This window comes from Kineococcus glutinatus, from assembly GCF_039542765.1.
Classification (GTDB): domain Bacteria; phylum Actinomycetota; class Actinomycetes; order Actinomycetales; family Kineococcaceae; genus Kineococcus_A; species Kineococcus_A glutinatus.
The window spans coordinates 1-2,650 of sequence record NZ_BAABIL010000609.1 but is presented as its reverse complement, the minus strand read 5'-3'; the positions used below and the strand labels follow the sequence as shown (position 1 = coordinate 2,650).

General features: G+C 79.4%; 4 protein-coding genes. 3 read left to right on the top strand and 1 reads right to left on the bottom strand.

All coding sequences use genetic code 11. The annotated features are described in order from the left end of the window. A partial coding sequence (locus ABEB16_RS18970) for a universal stress protein (protein WP_345713772.1) occupies positions 1 to 635 on the top strand: 635 nt, incomplete at its 5' end. A 39-nt stretch (positions 636 to 674) separates the two neighbouring features. On the opposite strand, the gene ABEB16_RS18965 is transcribed toward ABEB16_RS18970, so the two are convergent. Next, positions 675 to 1,634 (bottom strand): DJ-1/PfpI family protein, encoded by a 960-nt coding sequence (locus ABEB16_RS18965; RefSeq protein ID WP_345713771.1) that lies wholly within the window; start codon positions 1,632 to 1,634, stop codon positions 675 to 677. Between the two features lie 97 nt (positions 1,635 to 1,731). Between ABEB16_RS18965 and ABEB16_RS18960 the strand changes: the two genes are divergently transcribed. Together ABEB16_RS18960 and ABEB16_RS18955 are read left to right on the top strand one after the other, a co-directional pair. Further along, the gene (locus ABEB16_RS18960) at positions 1,732 to 2,358 is read left to right on the top strand and encodes a DJ-1/PfpI family protein (protein WP_345713770.1); all 627 of its coding nucleotides are present in this window, start codon (positions 1,732 to 1,734) and stop codon (positions 2,356 to 2,358) included. Between the two features lie 104 nt (positions 2,359 to 2,462). Then, positions 2,463 to 2,630, top strand: a complete 168-nt coding sequence (locus tag ABEB16_RS18955; RefSeq protein WP_345713769.1) for a hypothetical protein — start codon at positions 2,463 to 2,465, stop codon at positions 2,628 to 2,630. The last annotated feature ends 20 nt before the right edge of the window (positions 2,631 to 2,650 follow it).

The following is a 2,650-nucleotide window of genomic DNA, read 5'->3' as shown; positions in this document are numbered from 1 at the left end:
AGGAGGCGCTGCGCCGGGCCGAGGGCGCCGCGCTGGAGGCCCGACCGGACCTGCGCGTGCAGGTGGAGCTGCGGTTCGGGGCGGTCGTGCCCGCGCTGCGCGAGGCCCTGGCCGGCGGGCGCCTGCTGGCGCTGGGCAGCCGCGGCCTGGGCGAGGAGTGGGCCTGGTTCCTCGGCACCTCCAGCGGTGAGCTGGCCGCCACCGCCCCGTGCCCGGTGCTGCTGGCCGGGCGGTGGGCGCAGCCGGCGCCGCGCCCGGAGGGGCCGCGGGTGGTCGTGGCCGCGCTGGGTGGCACCGGGACGGACGAGGCGGTGCTGGCGGCCGCCTCGGCCTGGGCGCTGCGCGGCGACGCCCAGCTCCACGTCCTGCACAGCAGGCCGCAGCGGTCCGGGCGGCCGTTCCTCGTGGACGTCCCGCACCCGCGGGCGGGCCTGGTGACGACGGTGTCGCGCAAACCGCCCGTCGAGGCCGTGCTGACCGCCGCGGCGGAGGCCGACCTGCTGGTGATGGGCACCTCCGGCCGCGCGGCCCTGACCGGGCTGGCGCCGGAGCCGGTGGCCGTCCCCGTCCTCGCCTCCGCGCCCTGCCCGGTGCTCGTGGTGCCCCCGGCGGCCGCGGGCGCCTGCGCCCGCTGACGACCGCCCGACGGGTCCCGGCCGCGGTCCCGCCGTCCCTCAGCGCGGCAGCGGCGCCCCGCCCGGCTCGCCGAAGGTGCGCCGGTACGCCGACGGCGAGGTGCCCGTCTCCCGCCGCAGGTGCAGGCGCAGGTTGTCGGCGGTGCCGAGCCCGCAGCGGTGCGCCACGTCCGCCAGCAGCAGGTCCGGGCACGTCTCCAGCAGCAGGCGGGCGCGCTGCAGCCGCTGCGCCAGCAGCCAGCGCAGCGGTGTGGTGCCCGTCTCCGCCGCCCAGCGCCGCGCGAGGGTGCGGGTGGAGACGTGGGCGTGGGCGGCGAGGTCGGCCACGGCGAGCGGGCGGTCGAGGTGCTCCAGCGCCCACTGCCGCGTGCCGGTCAGGGAGCTGCCCGACTCCGCCGGCAGCGGGGCGTGCAGGTACTGCGCCTGGCCGCCCTCGCGGTGCGGCGCCACGACGACCCGGCGCGCCACGGCGGTCGCGGCGGCCGCGCCGTGGTCGGTGCGGATGACGTGCAGGCACAGGTCGATGCCGGCGGCCACCCCCGCGGAGGTCAGGACCGGGCCGGAGTCCACGAACAGCACCGCGGGGTCGACGTCCACCGCCGGGTGCGCGGCGGCCAGCTCGGCGGCGTGCATCCAGTGCGTCGTGGCGCGCCGCCCGTCGAGCAGGCCGGCGGCGGCGAGGGCGAACGCGCCGGTGCAGATCGACATGACCCGCGCGCCCCGTTCCGCGGCGGCGGTGAGGGCCCGCAGCACCCGCGGCGGTGGCGGCACCGAGTGCGGGGCGAAACCCGGCACGACGACGGTGTCCGCCGACGCCAGCGCCTCCGGCCCGGCCGCGGCCGTCACGGGGAAACCCGCCGTCGTGGGGACCGGGCCGCGCCGGGCGCCGGCGAGGACGACCTCGTAGGGCAGGGCGTCGCGGTAGCCGAACAGCTGTGCCGGGATCGCCACGTCGAGGGTGACGACATCGGCCAGCGCGAGGACGACGACGCGGTGCACGCCCGCGACCCTACCCCGCGCACCGTGGCAGGATCCTCCGCGACCGTGGCTCTCCTGCCACTGGGCGGCGACCGCGCCGGGCGCCAGGATCGACGGCATGAGAGCAGAGATCGTCGTGTTCGACGGGTTCGAGGACCTCGACGCCACCGGCCCGCTGAACGTCCTGGGCATCGCCGGTTTCGACGTCGGCCTCGTCACCGCCGCGCCGCGGGACCTCGTCGTCTCGGCGCTGGGCACCCGGGTCGTGCCCGCCGGGACGCTGTCGGGCGCCGCGGACGTGGTCGTCGTGCCCGGCGGCGGCTGGCTGGACCGCGGCGGTGCCGGGGCGTGGGCCGAGGCGCAGCGCGGGGAGCTGCCCCGCGCCCTCGCCGGTGCTGCCGCCGGTGGTGCGGTGCTGGCGTCGGTGTGCACCGGGGCCCTGCTGCTCGGCGCGGCGGGCCTGCTGGAGGACCGCCCGGCGGTGACGAACGCCGCCGCCCTCGACGACCTGGCCGCCACCGGCGCGCTCGTGGACGCCGCCGCCCGCGTCGTCGACGACGGCGCGATCGTCACCAGCGGCGGCCTCACCGCGGGCATCGACCTCGCCCTGCGCCTCGTGGAGCGGTTCTGCGGGGCGGTGCGCGCCCGCGAGGTCGCCCGCGAGCTGGAGTACCCCGGCGTCGGGGGGGTGCGCCGCCCGCTCGCGGAGTCGCCCGACGTGTTGGCCGCCGTCGCGGAGCTGTAGTTCCCGCGAACAGGTAGCTGCACCACGGCCTGCGCAGCTACCTGTTCGCGCGCCTCGCCGCTGCCGGCCGGGGGTGGCGCGCCGGGGAGGAGTTCGACGACGAGGTGCTGTTCGCCGCGTGCGTCCTGCACGACCTCGGCCTCACCGCTGCCGGCATCGGAACCCGCTCCGAGGTCGACGGCGCCGTCGCCGCCGCGATCCACGCGGCGCCGCCCCGCCTGGGGTTCGCGCCGCGGGACGGTGGGTGTGCCGAGGCGGGCGCCCGGCCGTGAGCGGCGCGCCCGCGCGGCCC